The organism is Streptomyces sp. DSM 106670, from assembly GCF_055792845.1.
This window is the reverse complement of the sequence record NZ_CM147704.1, coordinates 2,317,011-2,334,631: the sequence shown is the minus strand read 5'-3', so window position 1 is coordinate 2,334,631 and position 17,621 is coordinate 2,317,011. Positions and strand designations below refer to the sequence as shown.

At 69.8% G+C, this 17,621-nt stretch carries 25 protein-coding genes and 1 pseudogene; 14 read left to right on the top strand and 12 right to left on the bottom strand.

Annotated features, from left to right (window positions below; genetic code table 11):
* A complete protein-coding gene (locus tag ACSMXR_RS10380) occupies positions 1 to 360 on the bottom strand; it encodes a hypothetical protein (RefSeq protein ID WP_473171697.1) in 360 nt (119 codons plus the stop codon).
* A 79-nt stretch (positions 361 to 439) separates the two neighbouring features.
* Here ACSMXR_RS10380 and ACSMXR_RS10375 point away from each other — a divergent pair, with 79 nt between their 5' ends.
* Complete coding sequence (locus ACSMXR_RS10375) at positions 440 to 646, top strand: hypothetical protein (protein ID WP_473171696.1); 207 nt, start codon at positions 440 to 442, stop codon at positions 644 to 646.
* Positions 647 to 668: 22 nt separating this feature from the next.
* Here the strand turns inward: ACSMXR_RS10375 and ACSMXR_RS10370 are convergent, their stop codons facing one another.
* The 5 genes from ACSMXR_RS10370 to ACSMXR_RS10350 all read right to left on the bottom strand — a co-directional run bounded on the left by ACSMXR_RS10370 (position 669) and on the right by ACSMXR_RS10350 (position 2,960).
* The gene (locus tag ACSMXR_RS10370) at positions 669 to 1,361 is read right to left on the bottom strand and encodes an Lsr2 family DNA-binding protein (RefSeq protein ID WP_473171695.1); all 693 of its coding nucleotides are present in this window, start codon (positions 1,359 to 1,361) and stop codon (positions 669 to 671) included.
* 94 nt (positions 1,362 to 1,455) lie between these two features.
* Positions 1,456 to 1,836, bottom strand: a complete 381-nt coding sequence (locus tag ACSMXR_RS10365; RefSeq protein WP_473171694.1) for a hypothetical protein — start codon at positions 1,834 to 1,836, stop codon at positions 1,456 to 1,458.
* Between the two features lie 4 nt (positions 1,837 to 1,840).
* Positions 1,841 to 2,242, bottom strand: a complete 402-nt coding sequence (locus ACSMXR_RS10360) for a hypothetical protein (protein ID WP_473172368.1) — start codon at positions 2,240 to 2,242, stop codon at positions 1,841 to 1,843.
* 29 nt (positions 2,243 to 2,271) lie between these two features.
* Complete coding sequence (locus ACSMXR_RS10355; protein ID WP_137233369.1) at positions 2,272 to 2,652, bottom strand: hypothetical protein; 381 nt, start codon at positions 2,650 to 2,652, stop codon at positions 2,272 to 2,274.
* A 47-nt stretch (positions 2,653 to 2,699) separates the two neighbouring features.
* Positions 2,700 to 2,960: a hypothetical protein gene (locus ACSMXR_RS10350; RefSeq protein WP_266483152.1), complete on the bottom strand. Its 261-nt coding sequence runs from the start codon at positions 2,958 to 2,960 to the stop codon at positions 2,700 to 2,702.
* Positions 2,961 to 3,066: 106 nt separating this feature from the next.
* Here ACSMXR_RS10350 and ACSMXR_RS10345 point away from each other — a divergent pair, with 106 nt between their 5' ends.
* The 7 genes and pseudogenes from ACSMXR_RS10345 (at position 3,067) to ACSMXR_RS10315 (ending at position 7,820) form a co-directional block, all read left to right on the top strand.
* Positions 3,067 to 3,894 (top strand): helix-turn-helix domain-containing protein, encoded by an 828-nt coding sequence (locus tag ACSMXR_RS10345; RefSeq protein WP_473171693.1) that lies wholly within the window; start codon positions 3,067 to 3,069, stop codon positions 3,892 to 3,894.
* Positions 3,891 to 4,100 (top strand): DUF397 domain-containing protein, encoded by a 210-nt coding sequence (locus ACSMXR_RS10340; RefSeq protein ID WP_473171692.1) that lies wholly within the window; start codon positions 3,891 to 3,893, stop codon positions 4,098 to 4,100. The genes ACSMXR_RS10345 and ACSMXR_RS10340 overlap by 4 nt, the downstream gene beginning before the upstream one ends.
* Positions 4,101 to 4,214: 114 nt before the next feature.
* Positions 4,215 to 4,745, top strand: a pseudogene (locus ACSMXR_RS10335) (GntR family transcriptional regulator); the annotation flags it as partial.
* Positions 4,746 to 4,824: 79 nt separating this feature from the next.
* A complete protein-coding gene (locus ACSMXR_RS10330; RefSeq protein ID WP_137233365.1) occupies positions 4,825 to 5,028 on the top strand; it encodes a DUF397 domain-containing protein in 204 nt (67 codons plus the stop codon).
* A 294-nt stretch (positions 5,029 to 5,322) separates the two neighbouring features.
* Positions 5,323 to 6,087 (top strand): hypothetical protein, encoded by a 765-nt coding sequence (locus ACSMXR_RS10325; protein WP_473171691.1) that lies wholly within the window; start codon positions 5,323 to 5,325, stop codon positions 6,085 to 6,087.
* Positions 6,088 to 6,231: 144 nt separating this feature from the next.
* Entirely contained in the window at positions 6,232 to 7,179 is a 948-nt protein-coding gene (locus ACSMXR_RS10320; RefSeq protein WP_473171690.1) for a MerR family transcriptional regulator, read from the top strand.
* A gap of 74 nt (positions 7,180 to 7,253) precedes the next feature.
* Complete coding sequence (locus tag ACSMXR_RS10315; protein ID WP_473171689.1) at positions 7,254 to 7,820, top strand: GNAT family N-acetyltransferase; 567 nt, start codon at positions 7,254 to 7,256, stop codon at positions 7,818 to 7,820.
* Between the two features lie 99 nt (positions 7,821 to 7,919).
* Here the strand turns inward: ACSMXR_RS10315 and ACSMXR_RS10310 are convergent, their stop codons facing one another.
* The gene (locus ACSMXR_RS10310; protein ID WP_473171688.1) at positions 7,920 to 8,525 is read right to left on the bottom strand and encodes an SMI1/KNR4 family protein; all 606 of its coding nucleotides are present in this window, start codon (positions 8,523 to 8,525) and stop codon (positions 7,920 to 7,922) included.
* A 361-nt stretch (positions 8,526 to 8,886) separates the two neighbouring features.
* Between ACSMXR_RS10310 and ACSMXR_RS10305 the strand changes: the two genes are divergently transcribed.
* On the top strand, positions 8,887 to 9,687 hold the full coding sequence (locus ACSMXR_RS10305) for a HEAT repeat domain-containing protein (RefSeq protein ID WP_473171687.1): 801 nt from the start codon (positions 8,887 to 8,889) through the stop codon (positions 9,685 to 9,687).
* A 129-nt stretch (positions 9,688 to 9,816) separates the two neighbouring features.
* Positions 9,817 to 10,506, top strand: a complete 690-nt coding sequence (locus ACSMXR_RS10300; RefSeq protein WP_473171686.1) for an AAA family ATPase — start codon at positions 9,817 to 9,819, stop codon at positions 10,504 to 10,506.
* On the opposite strand, the gene ACSMXR_RS10295 is transcribed toward ACSMXR_RS10300, so the two are convergent.
* From ACSMXR_RS10295 to ACSMXR_RS10280, 4 genes are all read right to left on the bottom strand, one after another.
* Complete coding sequence (locus tag ACSMXR_RS10295; RefSeq protein WP_473171685.1) at positions 10,491 to 10,895, bottom strand: hypothetical protein; 405 nt, start codon at positions 10,893 to 10,895, stop codon at positions 10,491 to 10,493. The two genes, ACSMXR_RS10300 and ACSMXR_RS10295, sit on opposite strands and share 16 nt — an antisense overlap.
* 80 nt (positions 10,896 to 10,975) lie before the next feature.
* The gene (locus ACSMXR_RS10290) at positions 10,976 to 11,740 is read right to left on the bottom strand and encodes a hypothetical protein (RefSeq protein ID WP_473171684.1); all 765 of its coding nucleotides are present in this window, start codon (positions 11,738 to 11,740) and stop codon (positions 10,976 to 10,978) included.
* Between the two features lie 182 nt (positions 11,741 to 11,922).
* The gene (locus ACSMXR_RS10285; RefSeq protein ID WP_473171683.1) at positions 11,923 to 12,459 is read right to left on the bottom strand and encodes a GNAT family N-acetyltransferase; all 537 of its coding nucleotides are present in this window, start codon (positions 12,457 to 12,459) and stop codon (positions 11,923 to 11,925) included.
* A 15-nt stretch (positions 12,460 to 12,474) separates the two neighbouring features.
* Positions 12,475 to 13,368 (bottom strand): NADP-dependent oxidoreductase, encoded by an 894-nt coding sequence (locus ACSMXR_RS10280; protein ID WP_381908316.1) that lies wholly within the window; start codon positions 13,366 to 13,368, stop codon positions 12,475 to 12,477.
* A 70-nt stretch (positions 13,369 to 13,438) separates the two neighbouring features.
* On the opposite strand from ACSMXR_RS10280, the gene ACSMXR_RS10275 reads away from it, so the two are divergent.
* The 3 genes from ACSMXR_RS10275 (at position 13,439) to ACSMXR_RS10265 (ending at position 15,552) form a co-directional block, all read left to right on the top strand.
* Entirely contained in the window at positions 13,439 to 14,032 is a 594-nt protein-coding gene (locus ACSMXR_RS10275; protein WP_137233353.1) for a TetR/AcrR family transcriptional regulator, read from the top strand.
* 29 nt (positions 14,033 to 14,061) lie between these two features.
* Positions 14,062 to 14,325, top strand: coding sequence for a hypothetical protein (locus ACSMXR_RS10270; protein ID WP_381797483.1), 264 nt, complete (start codon positions 14,062 to 14,064; stop codon positions 14,323 to 14,325).
* Between the two features lie 183 nt (positions 14,326 to 14,508).
* Positions 14,509 to 15,552: a dioxygenase family protein gene (locus tag ACSMXR_RS10265; RefSeq protein ID WP_381855680.1), complete on the top strand. Its 1,044-nt coding sequence runs from the start codon at positions 14,509 to 14,511 to the stop codon at positions 15,550 to 15,552.
* Between the two features lie 104 nt (positions 15,553 to 15,656).
* Here ACSMXR_RS10265 and ACSMXR_RS10260 read toward each other — a convergent pair whose 3' ends face one another.
* The gene (locus ACSMXR_RS10260) at positions 15,657 to 16,364 is read right to left on the bottom strand and encodes an SDR family NAD(P)-dependent oxidoreductase (RefSeq protein WP_137233434.1); all 708 of its coding nucleotides are present in this window, start codon (positions 16,362 to 16,364) and stop codon (positions 15,657 to 15,659) included.
* Between the two features lie 263 nt (positions 16,365 to 16,627).
* Between ACSMXR_RS10260 and ACSMXR_RS10255 the strand changes: the two genes are divergently transcribed.
* Complete coding sequence (locus ACSMXR_RS10255; RefSeq protein ID WP_218527597.1) at positions 16,628 to 17,596, top strand: glutaminase; 969 nt, start codon at positions 16,628 to 16,630, stop codon at positions 17,594 to 17,596.
* The last annotated feature ends 25 nt before the right edge of the window (positions 17,597 to 17,621 follow it).

Here is a 17,621-nt window from a genome sequence, read left to right as displayed (position 1 = left end):
TCACCGAAAAGGCATCGGGGTCCACGGCAACGCCTCGCGCCATCCCTGTCGATCGTGAGCCCAGTCCATCATCACCTTGGCGGTCGACTCTTCCGGGCCGAACACTTCATGGACCCTTGGAACATGGGCCTGGTAGTGCTCCTCCGCACTGCCTTCGCGGTACTCGACCTGGTAGCTGAGGTCATCGTTCAGGTACACCTGAATGTAATGCTGATCCGCAGGCTCCAGATCGAGTCTGTTAAGGATGACAAACCGGTACGACAGGCTCATCTCGGCCAACAGGTTGTGCAGGGCCTCCTCGGTCGGGTCGTCCACGGTACGGCCGCCCGCATCAACTGCACGCAGTAGTGGCTTCAGCATGCACGCGACTGTACCGATCCAGAGGGCTCAACTGCCCAGCGGTCCACTTCCGCAACAGGCCCTAGTTCGCCCTGATCGTGTGCGGGCCGACAAGGCGTACGCCTCACGAAATTCCCTCGGTGGCCGTCCGCCGAAGTTCGACCGGGAAGACTACAAAGCCAGGCACGCGGTCGAGTGCGGCATCAACCGCCTCACATGGCATCGGGCCGTTGCCGCCAGGTGCGACGAGCTCGCAGTCCGCTACAAGGCGACCGTCCTCATCGCCGCGATCAATGACTGGCTGTGAACTGCAACTTTGCCCCCGGCGCTCACCGTGACGCTTCGTATGCCTCGCGAATGGATGCGGGGACACGTCCGCGGTCATTGACCAGGTAGCCGTTCGCACGAGCCCAGAGACGTACAGGCCCATCCTCCGGACGCGGATCGCTTCTACGGGCTCTGCCGGGTCCGTCCCAGGTGCCCGAAGGAACTCCCTCAAGCTGGTCAGCCACATCCTGGAAGAAGGCGAACAACGAGGGGTACTCGCATTCCTCAGGGAGCGCCCCCTCGCTCCAAGACCCCACCGTGCCGGTGATCGTGTTCACGAACATCCCGTAGAAGCCGTCGCACTCCGAGGCGATCGGCACCCACTCCGGGTGCCAGGGCGGGCATTCAGCACCCCCGGACCGCGCCGATTCCTCCATGGCCATCTTGTGAAGGTAGACACGTTCCATATCGATGAGGCCCAGCAGGAGTCCACCACTGGGAAGGACGCCCGGGCAGCCCAGCGCCACCAGACCCGATCCGGTAGCAGGCTGCCGACCTGCATCGATGTCGTGACCCAGAAGCCACTGCTGCAGCACCTTCGGCAGTTTTAGGCCCATTCGCAGTTCGGCGTCGCGGATCGCTGTCGGAGTCCCCGGCCCGCCGAGAGCAGCGAACACCTCAGGAGCATGGTGCTCAAGCCACGCAGTCACCCGGCCCCACGCCTGCCGTGCGTCTCCTGTCTTCTGATGATCCATGGTCAGACCGTACTCAACTCCACTGACAACAAATGGCCCAGCTGCGATGTTGCATGACAGCCGCAAGGCCGGGCAGCCACTTTCGATACACGGCCTAGCGGAACAGATGCGGATGCTGCCGGGCCAGCTCCCTGGTGATGGCCGCGTCGGTGGGGTCGGTGATCTCCCAACTGTGGTGAGACGGATGCCCGTTGAACAGCCCGCACGCGTCGTCCGCGTTGCGGGGGTCGCGGGCGGGGCACCAGGAGAGTGGCAGCAGCCGGGCGGGCTCCGCACCCCACCGGATCCAGACGGCGCTTCCGGGCCGCCCGCCCTCGTCCCACAGCATCGCGGAGTGATCGCCGTCGTGGCGCTCGCCGAGTTCGCAGAGGACGTGCCCGGCCTCGGGGCGTTGGTGGCCGTCGTGCGCCGACAGAGCGAGTACGTGCTTCGGAGGCGGCAGTAACGCGACGGCGGTGCACTGGTTCTCGGTCACGGGGTCACCCTTCGGGAGAGTCGCCGGGGACGAGCCGCTCCGCGATCAGGTCGCCGAGCGGGTCGGTCACGTCCCAGGAGTGGGGCGCGGTGTGGTGGTCGAAGAGCGCGCACCGCCGTACGAGGCCGGAGTCGAGCCGGCGGAGGACGGCGGGGCACCAGGGGGCGGACTCGGCCCGGTGGGTGCGTTCGGGGCCGCTGCCGGTCCAGAAGAACCACAGGGCGGGGGAGTCGGGAGTCCTGCCCGGCCGGAGGTAGGCGGCGTGTTCGGTGTGCGGGCGGTCGTCGTGCGTGCCGAGTTCGCACAGGACGTACGGTTCGGGATCCTCGGGGCCGTCGGTCCCGGGGGCGGTGAGCCGCGACACGGCATCGGGCGGAAGCAACTTGACGGCGGTGCACTGGAGCACGACGTTCAACTCCGGTTCATGGCAAGGGACTACTGGTCAGCGGGGCGGCCGCGCCACCCGGCGAGCGTCAGGCTCAGCCCGACGGCGGGATCGAGAACGGTGAACAGCGCGGGAAACCCGGCCTCCAGGTCCCGTATCGCGTGGTCCTGGCACGGTCCGTGGGTGGCCCAGCGGCGCAACTCCTGCGGGGCGTGCGATCCGTGGAAGCGGACCGGTCGTACGTCGCCGGTCGGCAGCCGTACGGGCTCGGGCGCGAGGGGAAGCCCGTGACCGTTGGCCAGACGGAGGGCCTGCCGCCGGAGCCAGAGGAGGACGAGCCGCCGGTTCCGTACGGCGACCCCGCCGAGGGTGGCGAACCGCTGCCCGTCGGAGACGGTGACCTCGGCGGCGTACCCCGTTGCGCGCCGCATGCGGACGAGTTCGGCGAGGGGATGCGGATGCGGATAGGGGTACGTATTCACAGGACCTCGCCCCGGCTACGGGCGTTGAGCCGCGCGGTACGGGCGCGGAGCTGCTCTATGAGGAGCGCGGGGCGTACGTGGCGGGGCTCGACCTCCCACTCCGCGCCGCCCCCGACGGGCCGGAGCGACCAGTAGGGGCCGGCGACGCCTCGGAATTCGCCCACGCGGTCGGCGCGGCTGGTGTCGACCATGAGGGTTCCGGGGGCGGGGAGATCAGGGGGCTCCTGGATATTCGGGCGTAAGTTCTCGCCGTACATCGATCGCTCCTCTCCGTAGCCGTTTGGCTACCGGGGCGATTCAGAGTGACCTAGGGTCGAACTGTCTTCAACCTGCGAGCTTCGTTCGGATAGTTAGGGCTTCAACATGGTGAATCGCAAGCAACTCGACCCCGACGATCCGGACACTTCCTTCGGCTTGCAGTTGAGGCAGGCCAGAGACGCGCGTGGCTGGACGCAGGACGAGTTAGCCAGCCGCATGGGATGCTCGGGGACGCATATTTCGGCCGTGGAAACTGGTCGCCGCCCTCCAACTCCTCGCTTCGCGCGAAGTGTTGACAGGGCGCTGGGGACCGGTGAAAAGTTCAGCCGCATGGTCCAGGCGATGAAGGACCTGACCCTGCTGGAGGGCTTCCCGGAGTACGTGAGGTACGAGGGCCGGGCGGACGAGATCAGGCTGTACCAGGTCGGCATCGTCCCTGGACTGCTGCAGACGCCGGAGTACGCCCGGGTCCTGGCCGACAGCGCCGTACGGCGGGGTGCGATCACACTGGAGCAGGCCGACGAACGGGTGGCCTTCCTGGCGGAGCGCCAAGCGGCGTTGGTGCGACCGAAGCCGCCCATGCTCTTCGTGACCATGGACGAAAGCTGCATTTGCCGTCCGGTGGGAGGCTCCGCCGTCATGAACGCTCAGCTGGACCGGTTGATGGAGTTCGCCGAAATGCCCAACACCCTGCTTCAGGTGGCCCCGTACGAGATCGGTGAACAGCGGACGTTCGACCTTCCGGTCAACATTCTGACGCTCCCGGACCGGTCGGTGATCTGCTACGCCGAGTCGCAGACCCTGGGTCATCTTGACCGGGAAAGCTCGTTCGTCCTGCCCATGTTGACGGCCTACCATCAACTTCAGGGCGCGTCGCTGTCGCAGACGGCGTCTGTGGCCAAGATCAGCCAGTTGCGAAAGGGCACCCTGTGACGACCGAATCCCCCCGATGGTTCAAGTCCTCGTACAGCAACAACGGCGGCGACTGCGTCGAGGTCGCCGCCAACCTCGCCGTGTCGCGTGGCATCGTCCCGGTCCGTGACTCCAAGGTCGTGGGCGGGCCTGTGGTCGAGGTCCCCGTCACCGCGTTCGCGGCGTTCGTCGCGGGCGTTCAGGGCGGGACGTTCGACACCGTCTGAGGAACCGAGCAGCAGGATGCCCCACCGTGCCGCGCATGGTGGGGCATCCTGCTGTCCGGAGAGAAGGGGCACTCTTTGATGACCACCACCGACACCAGCGGGCGCGAGCCCGGATTCCGGCAACTCAGGCGTCGGGGGATTCAGCGGTTGGCGCACGAGCAGTGGGGAACCGGGCGCTCCGTCTGGGAGGCGGACCTCGCAGGCCGGGACCTGGTGGTGGACGACGTAGAGGTGCGCGAGGGGGCTGCCTCGGAGAACGCGGCGCGTGTGCTCGGCCTGGAAGCGGCCGAGCGTGTCTGGATCAGGAGTCGCCGGTTCGTCCTGGACGGTAAGCCGGTGCTGCTGTCGACGTCATACCTCCCGGCACCTCTGGTCGAGGGATCAGCGATCACCCGGCCGGACACAGGGCCCGGCGGGATCTATGCCCGGCTCGCCGAACTGGGCCATGGTCCGGTCCACTTCCGGGAAGAGATCCGCTCGCGCATGCCGCTGCCCGACGAGACAGCGAGGCTCAGGCTTCCGGCCGGGACGCCCGTCATGCTCGTCTGCCGGACGGCCTTCGCGGAGGAGGGGCGTGTCGTGGAGGTCAACGAGATGGTGCTCGACGCCGCCGCGTACGTCCTGGAGTACGACTTCGACGCGTAACGACGCCTGGGGAGAGGCCCTCTGGTGCGCGCTCGGCCGTGTCGTGCATGGTGGGGCATCCTACGGCGAAGGGACACCCGTGATGCCCGAATCCCCCCGATGGTTCAAGTCCTCGTACAGCAGTAACGGTGGCCAGTGCGTTGAGGTCGCCGCCAACCTCGCCGCGTCGCGTGGCATCGTCCCGGTCCGTGACTCCAAGGTCGTGGGCGGGCCCGTGGTCGCCGTCCCCGCCACCGCGTACGCGGCGTTCGTCGCGGGCGTTCAGGGCGGGGCGTTCGACTGAACAGTGGTTGGCCGCCGGGGTGTGTCGGAACCGCGGGTGGGCAGGTCGCGTCTTTGCCCCCACACCGTGAAAGGGGCTGAGATGGACCCTGACTTACGCAGTTGGCGACCGACTCCTCCTCCTTACCCTCCCCACCCTCCTCACCCCCCAAGGGGGCCGGGTGGCGGGCCACGGCCGTACACGCCGTTGTGGCGCCTGCTCCGTGAAGACGACTGGCCGAGGCTGCCTGAGCTGGTGGGGGGCCGGAGTCCCGGGAGTGTGCGCCCTGTCGCATGGGTGCTGATGGTGCCGTGCATGTGGTGGCTGACCGTGGTGCTGGTGATCTCCTACGAGGTCGCTCGGTCCGCCCGTCGGACCGCCCGACGAGTCTTCCCCTATCTCCCCGAGGGACGGGGCGAGGACTGCACCGTGCTGAAGCTGCAACGGGTGCGGGCATGGGCCGCCATCGCCATGTCAGGAGGGCTACTCGCTGTCTACGGCGGTGTGTCGGATGCCTGGGATCAGTTCGTGCAACGGCTCTACCTCGCCCCCTGGCTGGCACTCGCGAGCGCGGTATTGGTGGCGGTGGTGCTGTACTGGGCAGCCCGTCGCGAGAGGCGGCTGCTCATGCGGGCGCGGTTTCGAGGGGCCGGCCTGCCCATCCTGGGGTACATAGGTGCCTGGGTGCTCGCACCGGTGCTGTTCGTGGCGACGCTCATGGCCATGGGTGCCCTGCTACCGCAGACCATCACCGAGTCGAACATATTCTTCCTGTATCTGCCCGTGTTGGCCCTCTGGGCGCCGTTCTGGTGGATCGTCTACTTCCTGTGCTTCGCCTCCGGGCCGGCGATCCGCAACGGCTTCAGGCTCTCCGCCGTCCATCCGGCGCTTCCAGCGCTGACAACCTGCGCCGCGATCTGGGCGTTCGCCCTTGTCAGCCAGGCCGCAGGCGGTCCACCACCGTTCCCGGAGCCGCTGGCGATCTGCGCCGTCCTCGGCGGCCCGGCATCGGTGACAGCACTGGCGTGGTGGGAAATTCGTCACCTGCGACAGCAGCACGGCATGCGCTGGCGGGACTGACCACACCCCACACCCCACGCCCTTCGCCATTACTCCTCGACGGCACCGTGCTGCCGGTCGACCGCGTCGCCGCCGACCAGCCGTACGCGCCACCTGATCAAAGGGGCTTGCGTCTCCCGTAGGGGGAGACGCAAAGGTGGGGGCATGGACGGCGACACGCTCTACTCGATCGGCGAGCTGGCCCGGCGGACGGGGCTCACGGTCAAGACCATTCGGTTCTACTCCGATCGCGGAATCGTGGCGCCGACGGACCGCAGCCCGGCCGGCTACCGCCTCTACAACATCGATGCCGCCGCACGCCTGGATCTCGTGCGGACCCTGCGCGAGCTGGGACTGGACCTTCCCACGATCCGCAAGGTCGTGGACCGCGAGCTCTCGCTTCCCGAGGTCGCCGCGGCGCACGCCGAAGCACTGGCGGTGCAGATCCGGGTCCTGCGGCTGCGGCGCGCGGTGCTGATGGCGGTGGCCGAGCGCGGGTCCACACCTGAGGAGACGGAACTCATGCACCGGCTGGCCCAGCTATCCCAGGACGAACGCCGACGTCTGATCGGCGATTTCCTCGACGCCGTCTTCGGCGGTCTTGACGCCGCCCCCGCCGCCCCCGCGTTCGCCGGGGTCATGCGCTCGATGACCCCCGAGCTGCCCAACAACCCGGACGCGGAACAGGTCCGGGCGTGGGTGGAGTTGGCTGAACTGTCGATGGACCCGGATTTCCGCGCCATGGTGCGGCGGACGGTCGAGGACACGGCAGTCGAGCAGGCCCGAAGCGACACGACGGTCCCGCGCCGCGACATCGCCGCGACCGTCCGTGACGAGGCCGGCCCGGCCCTGACCACCGGCATTGACCCGGCCTCGCCCCAGGCCGATCCGATCGTCGCGGCGTTCACGGCGCACTACGCGCGCCTCCTCGGCCGCCCCGACGACGTCGAGCTTCGCCGCCTGCTGGCGACTCGGCTGGAGAGCGTGAACGACCCCCGCAGGGAGCGATACCTCCGGCTGCTCGCAGTGATCAACGGCTGGCCGGCCCCGGAGAGCCTGGCTCCCGTGCTCGACTGGTCCGTCGAGGCTCTGCGCGTCCGGACACCGCGATGACGATGCGGTCGCAGGGCGGCTGGGGCCGGACGCGGCCGGTGTCTGCTGAAAGCACCGCCGTACATGATGGACCGATGAATGCCCCCGTCGTACTTCAGGTGGCCGCGACGTCGGCCTCTCCCGCTCTCGTTCTTCGCCCCTGGCGCATGGCGGACGTTGCCGCATTGGTCGAGGTGAGCCGGGACCCTGCATTGCGTCGGTGGGCGGCCTCTGCCGTGGACAACGATGCTGACGGGGCGCGGTGGGTGCAGGTCCAGCAGCGGGGCTGGGCGGCGGGGGACAGGTACGGCTTCGCCGTCCTTGAGGCACAACCCGCTGCAGGGCGCGAACAGTTGGTGGGCAATGTGGTCCTCAAGGATGTCGCCCACGGCAAACCGGCGGCCGAGGTGGGCTACTGGACCGCGGCGCACGCTCGCGGGCTGGGAGTGGCCCCCCGCGCTCTGGAGGCACTCACCAGCTGGGCCTTCTACGCCTTCGGAGCCGACGGGCTGGAGCGCCTCGAACTCCTGCACCAGGTGGACAACTTGGCGTCGTGCCGGGTCGCGCAGAAGAGCCGGTACGACTTCGACAGCGTCCTGCCCGCGACGCCGCCTTCCTTCCCCCTCGATGGCCACCTGCACGTACGGCGCTTGAGTGCCTGAGCCCCTCCCGGCCCCTGTGGACCGGCTGCGGCTGCTCACACCACCAGGGCCTCCGGGCGTCCGGGCCGGGAAGCCGTCTGCCTCTACGACGCCGCGCCTTCAACCTCGGTCGGTAACGCGGTCCCAGCCCAATCTTCCGCTGTCATCGACGGTGCGCCTGAAGCCATTGAAAGGATCGCCCGTTTCCAGCGCATCTGCTGCTGCTCGCAGGAAGCTGGAGAGGCTTTCCCACGCATGATCTGGAGGAAAAGAAATTTCGCCGATCTCGTCGCGGGAACCTATTCGCCCACGTCGCATGCCGGGGCGATCGTCGATGGCCAGATATCCCCCTCCGTCATCAGAAGCGAACGCGATCCACTCGGGGTGCCAGCGCGCGTGAATCCCATCTATTTCCAAGGGGATATCCTGCGCCAGGTATTCCTGTCGTGTCTCGTTCTCGATTTCGACCTGCAGTTGTTGATGGTCGACAATCGAACGAGTCCCGAGAAGTACATAGATAGGAGGGAGGCGCATGGGGTCGCTTCCGTTGTGGCAGAGCAGTGAGTCGGCCAACTCTGTTGGAAGTGTCAGCCCCAGATCGTTTTCCGCCGCTGCTATCTCCTCCCGCGTAGCGGGCGGAGGAAGGGCGCCATATGTGGCGGGCGCGCATTCGCGAAGCCAAGATTCGATACGTTGCCATGTCTGGCTGACGTGCTCCTGGGTCACTTTGCCTCCACCGGCACGAGATATGACTGACCTGCTCGAACGCGAACTGCTTGCTCATACGCGAGGCACCTGACGAGGGCGCCATCCTGAACGAGACGAATCGTGGCTTATAGATGCTCACGTCCCGGAACAGTGCCCCTTTGGGTGCCCATCGATTGTCGAATCTGTTTGCATTATAGGGCAGAAATTCGCTACTTTTATCAGAACAGCAAGGCGACCCATGAGTGCATAGACGGTCGGTGGCAGCTCGCAACGAACAAGGGCTGACACCATGAGTTGGATCGACCCTGACGGGCCCTGTCGCATCGCCGACCCGTCGGAGCCGTCCGACGATTCGGGCCGGTGACTAACATCCCGTGCCATGGCGATGTTCGTGCATCTGACCTCAGCGGCGAACGCGCCGCGCATCCGGCGGGCCGGGATCCGGGCGGCCGGCCATGGGCAGGGTGGTGTGCGGGGCGTCTACTGCTTTCCGGTCCTGCCCTCGTACACCCTCACCCACCAATGGCTGCGCGAGCTCGCCCGGTTCGGCAGCCGGGGCGGGCTCGTGGCTGTCCATGTGCGACTCGACGACGCCGAGGACGTGCTGGTCGGGCGCTACACCGACCGGGCGCGCGACGCCCAGGTCACCGTTTCCGCTGCGGAGTCGGTACGGCGGATCGCGGCGCTGGAGGACCCGCGCGGATGGGAGGTGTTCGTCCCCCGGGCGATCCGGCCGCGCGAAGTGCACCGGATCCGCACCGCACCGCAGGTCGCGGGCTGGCGGTACCTGCCGGACGCACACGGTGTGCGCCCCTGCACCTGTTTCGGGTGCCGCGTGCGCGGCGGATACGGTGCGCGGCGCCTGCGCGAGCGGTTGCCGCATCCGTTGGACGGTCCGCCGCCTCCCGTCGCGGTGCTGCTCGCCCGCGTCGAGGCCGGTGATCCCGGGGACCCGGCCGCGTTGCGGGAGGCCCTGCACTGGTTCGGCATGCGCCGGCGCGGCCCGGTCGACCGGTTGAGGGGCCTCGCCGCCCACCCCGACCCCGGGGTGCGGGAGGAGTTGGTGTGGGCGGTCGCCCGCTGGTCCACTCCCGGTGTCGCCGAACTGCTGGACGGCCTGGCCGACGACCCGCACCCGGATGTCCGGGAGGCGGTGGAAGCGGTCCGCGATCCGGGATGACCGAGGGCAGGGGCCACGACGGGCGGGCGGTCGTGGACCCGCGCGGCGTCATCCTGCCGGGCGGGGTTCGGCGCGGTCCTCTCCACCGGACATGGCCGATCCGCCGCCGTACCCGGCAGGATGGGGCTCGTGCCGAAGAACTCACCGGACCGCGCAGGCGGCGGCCTCCGCCCCGATGGCCGCCCGTCCGCGATCCGGATTCCGGCCGGACTCGTCGTCCTCGTCGGCCCGCCCGCCTCCGGCAAGACGAGTTTCGTCCGGGCGCTGGTCGAGCGGCGGCAGATCGAGGCGGAGGCCGTGGTGTCCAGCGACGAGATCCGTGCGGAGCTGTTCGGCGCTCCGGGCCGGCCGGAGCCGACGGATTCCGGCGCGGCGGATGCGGCGGACGGGGTGAACGCGGCGGATGCGGCGGATGCGGCGGACGCGCGGATCTTCGAGGAGCGCGACCGCCGGATCGTCGCCCGGCTCGCCGCCGGACGCAGCGTGATCGCCGAGTCGACGAACGTCACGCCTCAGGCGCGCGCACGACTCGTCGCTCTCGCCCGGCGCTTCGACGCCCCGGTGACCGCCCTGCGATTCGCTCCGGAGGTCGCCGACCTCCTCCAGCAGTACGCCGAGCGGGGCCGCACGGACCTCACCACGGCGGACGTCCGCGCCTACGCGGCCGTGATGAGCCGTGACGCCGGTGCCGACCGGCTCCGGTCCGAGGGGGCGGCCGCCGTCCACGATGTGCCGGGACGCCGCCAGTCGGTCACGCCCGCCGAGGCCGCCGCACGCTTCGTCTTCGGCCGGGTGCTGCCCGGCTACCACTTGACCTGATGGAATTCCATCGTGCCGAAGGTCATGAAGTCCATGACGTAGCTCCACAGCGCGTACCGCCGCTGACCGGTGTCCCGATAGGTCTTGCCGAAACCGTTGTCGAGGATCTCGTTCCAGCCCTCGCCCTGTCCGTAGTGCGCGAACAGCCGGTCGTTGCGCCGCTCCGCGTCCTCCCCGGACTCCGCCGGGGTCTGGTAGATCACCTCGTGCAGCCGGCCACGCCAGAGAGTGAGGAGCAGCCGGCCGCCGTCGACCGCATAGGTGTTCACGACCGCGCCGGGAGCGTTCTCGTGAGGGCTTGACGACGTGAGTTCGCCGGGGAGCCGTATCTCTTCGGCGGAGCACAGCAACTCCAGCAACGGCAGGGCATCGGTGGGGTGGTGGTCCATGAGGGGCCACCCTAGGCCGCTTCCGTACCCGGCGGGCGGGCTCCCGCCGGGTACGCCGGCCCACCGGGTACGGACGGGTGCTACTTCACCACGACGTTGTCACCGGACGACTTCGACGGCCCGGTGGTGGTGTTGCCGCCGTACGACCAGCGCCAGGTGCCCGTCTTGGAGGCCTTCACGGTCGTCTTGAGGGTGCCCGAGCCGTTCGCGTACACCTTCTTCACCGTGGTGTACGAGGAGGAGCCGGCAGGCTTGAACTGCAGGCTCACATGGCGGCCTCCGTAGGCCGCGTACTTCCTGGTCTGCCAGTTCGCCCGGGTGACCTTTCCGGTCACGGTGATCGTCTTGCCCTTGGTCACCGGTTCGGGCGCGGCGTTGACGGTCAGGCGGGAGTTGCGCTTGACGTGGACGGTCAGTCCCTTGGCGTCGACGTCACCGCCGCCCCCCTTGAAGTACACCTCGGCCCCGACCTTCCAGGCCCCGGCCTCGCTGTTGCGCATGTCGTACTCGCTCGGGTCGAAGTACATCGTCTCCTTGAAGTCACAGACGCCCGCGCTCACCTTGATGCAGTCGCTCGTCTCGATGGCGTGCCACAGTCGGTCATCGCCGCCGCTGCGGTACAGGAACACCGCCGGGAACTTCCACTTGTGGGTGGTCGCCATCCGGAAGGAGGCGGGCACCGCGACCTCCTTCGTCGTCCCGATGACGATCGGCTTGCCGCCGTTCACCTGGACCCGGCTGAACGCGACCCCGCCCTCGGCCGCCCCGGCCGGCACCGCCGCCACGGCCGTGAACACCGCCGCCGCCCCACCGGCCACGACGGCTCTCCAGACCTGCTTCCCCACCTGATCCCCGATCTCCGTACGGAAAGACGCCGAAGGCTCAACCCTCCGGACGCTTTACAGACAGCCGGTGTCCATGCGGGGTTGTACAGCCGCGCATCACGATGGGGCATCGGCGGTGGTGGTGTCGTGGTCAGCGGTCGTGGACAGGGGGCGTGGACAGAGGTCGTGGTCAGCGGTCGTGGTCAGTGCCGACGGCCTTCGGGGAAGCGGAACTCCAGGAGCAGTTCCCCGGTTTCGCTCGGCACCTGCCGGAATCCCGCCTTCTCCCAGGCACGTACAGCCCGTACGTTCTCGCGTACGGGATCGACGGTCACGCGCCGCCAGCCGAGCTCCCCGCCCAAGTGCGCCAGGAGCGCCCGTGTGGCGTCCGGGCCCAACCCCCTTCCCTGTGAGGCCGGTTGAAGCACCAGATCGATGCCGCCCTCCAGGCCGCCTTCGGTGCGGTCCTCCGTTCCGTCCTCAGCCGCGTCGGCGTGCCAGAACTGGGCGTAGCCCACCGGGGCGCCCTCGGCCAGCACGAGATAGGACTGGACCCGCGGCCGACGCCGGCCGACGTACTTCTCGGCCACCTCGTCACGCGACAGCGGTACGCCGCCCCAGTACGCGACGAAGTCCGGTGAGGCGAACCACCCGGCCAGCAGGTCGAGATCGTCCTCCGTGGTCGGGACGAGGCGGGTCAGTACTCCGACGAGCGTGGTCGTCGTGGTTCCTTCGGGCATGTGCCGATCTCCGTGTCAGATGACCATGACGCGGCGGCCCCGGGCGTGCCCCGTCCGGCTGTCGGCGTGCGCGGCCGCCGCATCGCCGAGCGCGTAGGACTTCTCGACCGGGATGTGCAGCCTGCCGCGCGCGATCAGCGCGGCGGCCTCGGCCAGCGCGTCCGGCACGCTGCCCGCCACGCCGGAGAACCGGACGCCGAACCGCGGTGCTTCCAGGTCGGCGATGGAGACGACCTTCGCCGGATCACCGGTCAGCTCGACCAGTTCGGGGATCACGCCCGAGCCCGCCAGGTCGAGGGCCGCGTCGACCGGGCCGAGCCGCCGCACCCGCTCGACCCAGCCTTCGCCGTACGTCGTGGCGAGCGCGCCCAGGCCGCGCAGGTAGTCCTGGTTGGCGGCCCCCGCCGTGCCGATCACCGGGATGCCGCGGTCGCGGGCGATCTGCAGCACCGCCGAACCGACTCCGCCGGACGCGCCGCTGACCAGCAGCGTCCGGCCGGGCCGTACGCCGACCTCGCGGAGGACGCGCAGCGCGGTCTCTACCACGGACGGGTAGCCGGCCGCCTCCTCGAACGTCAGGCCCTCGGGCATCCGGGCCCAGGCCGACAGTACGGCGAACTCGGCGTAGGTGTCGGCCCCTTCGCCGAAGACGTGGTCGCCGATCTCCACCCCCTCGACGCCCTCGCCGACCTCGTCCACCACCCCGGCGGCATCGATCCCCACCCCTGACGGCAGCGAGATCGGGTGCGCGCCCAGGACCTGCCCCTCGCGCAGCCGCCAGTCGACGGGGTTCACCCCCGCCGCGCGCACGGAGACGCGTATCCGGCCGGGGCCCGCGTGGGGCTCCTCGGCATCGACGAGGCGGAGGACATCGGGGCCGCCGAACGCGGCGAAGCTCACTTTCTTCATGCGGCCGACCGTAACACTAACGGTTAGCTTTTTGGATCGGTTACGTATACGAATTTGGTAGCGTCACGTCATGACCGAGCAGACCGGCCGCCGCGAACGCAAGAAGGCTGCGACCCGCCAGAAGATCGCCGACACCGCTCTGCGCCTCTTCCTGGAACGCGGTTACGAGGCCGTGGGCATCCGTGACGTGGCCGCCGAGGCCGACGTGGCGGTCACCACGCTCTTCTCCCACTTCGCCTCGAAGGAAGCGCTGGTCTTCGAGCAGGACCCGGGCTTCGAGCAGGGTCTCCTGAGCGCGGTGGCCGACCGTGCGCCGGACGAGCCGCTGATCCCCTCGCTCCGTCGCGAGGTCCACGCCCTGGTGCGCCACTGCACGGCGCCCGGGGCCGCCCCGGTCTGGAACATGATCCAGTCGTCCCCGGCGCTGCGGGAGTACGAGGAGTCGATGCGGCTGCGCCACGCGGATTCGCTGGCCGCGGCCCTCGCCGCCGACCTCGGCGTGCCGGAGACGTCGATCGCCTGCCGGACCATCGCCCGCTTCGTGATCGACGCGTACGCGCTGGCCCGCGAGGCGGCCGATCCGGAGGCGGCGGTGGACGAGGTCTTCCGGATGATCGAGGCGGCCTGGGGCGTGGCCCGCCTCGACCGGCCCATCACCGCGTGACCTGACGGGCGGCGCTCCGTTCACCAGCCATGCGAAAGATCATCACGTGCGGCCTGCTGGCCGCCGCAGCCCTGTCCGGCTCCGCCGCCACGCCCGCCTTCGCCGACAACGACAGCAACTTTGGGAGCGGAGTCAACGCGGCGAACAACTGGAACTTCACCGCCGCGGACGTGTGCCTCCAGGAAGTCGCCGTGGTACCCGTCCTGGCCGACTGGACCGGTGACCACAAGAACAACTGCTCCAACGGCAACGTCATCGACCACTCCGGTGCCGGGGCGCTGCCCGGCCACTGAACCAGGGGCCCGGCAACACCCCGCGAGGCCGGGGCCCGGGCGGCTGTCGCCCGGGCCCCGGCGGCGGGCATTCTCAGGGTGCGCACAGGCGGTGCCGAGGCCCGTCATGGGTTCAGCGGCGAGGGTGGGCAGCGGGCCGACGTACCCGTTGTCCCGGCACCGCTGACGGAAGGCGCACACGCGATGAGGAAGCCGAAACCCGGCATGACGCCCGAAGGCCCCGCCTACGAAGGGCGTCTGCTGCCACATCCGGAGGAAGAGGTCGTCGATCAGGGGCTGGGATTCGACCTCGGCACCCTGCACTCGCGCAGAAGGGTCCTGGGTTTCCTCGGCGGGGTTGGCGGTATGGCCGCTCTGGCGGCGTGCGGCTCGGGCTCCACGTCCGCGAGCGGCGCCTCCGCCTCGGCCTCCTCCTCCGCCTCGGCGGCCTCCTCGCTGACCGAGATCCCCGACGAGACGAACGGCCCCTATCCCGCGGACGGCACGAACGGGGTCAACGTCCTGGACAAGGACGGCATCGTCCGCCAGGACATCCGGTCCAGCTTCGGGGACTCCAGCGCGACGGCCGAGGGAATCCCCTTCACCTTCGAACTCACCGTGCTGGACATCGTCGAAGGCGGCGAGCCGATGGCCGGCGCGGCCGTCTACGCCTGGCAGTGCGACCGGGACGGCAAGTACTCGCTGTACTCCGAAGGGGTCGAGAACGAGAACTACCTCCGCGGCGTACAGGTGGCGGACGACCAGGGCCGGGTGAAGTTCGTCAGCGTCTTCCCCGCCTGCTACCCGGGACGCTGGCCGCATGTGCACTTCGAGATCTACCCCGACCTCGACTCCGTCACCGACTACGACAAGCGCCTGTCGACCTCACAGCTGGCGCTTCCCAAGAAGGCCTGCGACAGCGCCTTCGCCACGGCCGGTTACGAGTCCTCCGTCGAGAACCTCGCCCAGCTCACCCTCAAGACCGACAACGTCTTCGGGGACGACGGCGGTGTCCACCAGCTCGCCGCCACCACCGGATCCCCGAAAGCCGGCTACACCGCGACCCTGACCGTGCCCATCGACACCAGCACCGAACCCACCGGAGGCAACGCCCCGGGCGGAGGATCGGGCGGAGGGCCGGAAGGCGGCAGCGGCGGGGGCCCGGGCGGAGGCGGGCAGCCGCCCAGCGGAGCCCCGACGGGCGCACCGCCCAGCGGAGCCCCGACCGGCGCGCCGCCGTCGGAGTAGGGGCCGTCCGAAGCAGGGGCCGTCCGGCGGTCGGCCGCAATGAGGTGGGCGCCGCCACCATGGTGGCGGCCCCGCCCCGGGGCGGGCGGCGGAACCGCCCTTGCTCACATCCCGCCGGCGATCCTCATCACCGTGCCGGTGGCGTAGGAAGCATCGTCCGAGAGCAGCCAGGCGACCGCTCCGGCGATCTCCTCAGGTCGGCCGGCGCGGCCCATGGGGGTGATCGCCGCCACCTTCGCGGGCCGCTGCGGGTCGGCGTGGAAGTCGGTCCAGATCGTGCCGGGGGCGACGCAGTTGACCCGGATGCCGTCGGCCGCCACCTCCTTGGACAGCCCTACCGTCATGGCGTCCACGGCGGCCTTCGCCGCCGCGTAGTGGACGTAGGTGCCGGGGCTGCCGAGCGTCGCGGCGGCGGAGGAGATGTTCACGATCGCCCCGCCCGCCGCCATGTCGCGGACGGCTCGGCGGGCGCACAGCAGGTAACCCAGGACGTTGACCTCCAGGGCCTGTCGCATCCCCTCCGGGTCGGCGTCGGTGAGCGGTCCGACCGGCCCGCTCACCCCGGCGTTGTTCACCAGCCCGGTGACGGGGCCCAGGTGCGTGGCGGCGGTGTCGAACAGCCGGTCCACGTCCGCCGCGTCGGCGGTGTCGACCGCGACCGCGACGGCTGCCCGGCCCAGCGCGCGTACCCCTTCGGCCACGCCCTCGGCCGCCCCGGCGTCCGACCGGTAGCCGACGGCGACGTCGTGACCCTCGGCCGCCAACCGCAGACAGATCGCCGCGCCGATGCCCCGGCTGCCGCCGGTGACCACCGTCACCCGCTGCTGCTGCCGCTCTCCGCGCTCCGCCACGTCCGGTCCTCCGAGCTGGGCATATGAATGATCGATCCGGACAGCCACTCTACCGAGACGGCCTCCGCGCCGATCCCCGCCCTCAGAACCCGCTGCACGGCGTTTACGCAGGTGGGCGGCGGCGAACTGGTCCTCGGTCGGGGGACGGGGCGGCGGGATGAGACGGTGGGCGGGTCTCCCGCCCGCCGGGCCTCCCCGCTCCTCCTCCCCGTCAGGAAAACGCCGTGTCCCACGCCTCCGCCGCCCCTCGGGCGGGCAGCGCCGCCCCGAGCGCCGGCTCGCACCGCTTCGGCGCCGTCATCAACCGCATAGCCGAGGAGATGGCCGCACTCGACGACCACGGCAGCCCCGCCGACTACATACCGATGCTCGCCGGAGCCGACCCCCGGCGGTTCGGCATGGCCGTCGCGGAGCCGGACGGGACCGTCTACGGGGTCGGCGACTGGCAGCAGCCGTTCTCCACGCAGTCCATCACCAAGGTGTTCGCCCTGGCCCTGGCGCTCTCCCTGGACGGCGAACAGCTCTGGCGGGGCGTGGGCCGCGAGCCCTCGGGCAACCCCTTCAACTCCCTGGTGCAGCTGGAGTACGAGAACGGGATCCCTCGGAACCCGTTCATCAACGCCGGGGCCCTGGTGGTGACCGACCGGCTGCAGGCGCTCACCGGGGACGCGGCCGGCCAGGTGCGGGAGCTGCTGCGCTCGGAGAGCGGGAACGCCGCCATCGACTTCATGCCGGAGGTCGCCGCCTCCGAAGCGGCCTTCGGCGACCGCAACGCCGCGCTGGCCCACTTCATGGCCTCCTACGGCAACATCACGCTCCCGGTCCCCGAACTGCTCTCCGCCTACTTCCGGCAGTGCTCCATCGAGGCGTCCTGCGCGGACCTGGCCCTCTCCGCCGGGTTCCTGGCCCGGCACGGGGTCCGGGCCGACGGCACGGCGCTGCTGACCCGCAGCCAGGCGAAGCAGGTCAACGCGGTCATGCTCACGTGTGGGACGTACGACGCGGCCGGAGAGTTCGCCTACCGGGTGGGGCTGCCGGGCAAGAGCGGGGTCGGCGGCGGGATCATCGCCATCGTGCCCGGGGTGTGCACCCTGTGCGTGTGGAGCCCGGGCCTCGACCGGCGCGGCAACTCGGTGGCGGGTGTGTCGGCCCTCGACCGCTTCACCACGCTCACCGGGCTGTCCGTCTTCTGACGTGTCACGGGGACCACTTGGCGAC